The organism is Paenibacillus sp. BJ-4 (genome assembly GCF_020404765.1).
Lineage (GTDB): Bacteria > Bacillota > Bacilli > Paenibacillales > Paenibacillaceae > Paenibacillus.
Map to the genome: position 1 here is coordinate 1 of NZ_JAIVEM010000157.1, position 212 is coordinate 212.

Here is a 212-nt window from a genome sequence, read left to right on the forward strand (position 1 = left end):
AGCATCTGTACCGGGGAGAATGCGAGATGGCGATTGCAGGAGGAGTAAACCTGTATGTCCATCCGCTCAGCTATGTTGGGCTTTGCGCCAACCAAATGCTGTCAGTCGATGGACAGTGCAAAAGCTTTGGAAAAGGAGGCAACGGGTTTGTCCCTGGCGAAGGCGTGGGGGCTGTCCTATTGAAGCCGCTGTCCCGGGCGATAGCCGATAAG

The 212-nt window shown here is 55.7% G+C and carries 1 protein-coding gene; it reads left to right on the forward strand.

All coding sequences use genetic code 11. The features are described 5' to 3' along the window. The coding region (locus LCF57_RS23285) for a beta-ketoacyl synthase N-terminal-like domain-containing protein (protein ID WP_226002845.1) at positions 1-212 on the forward strand (212 nt) is incomplete at both ends.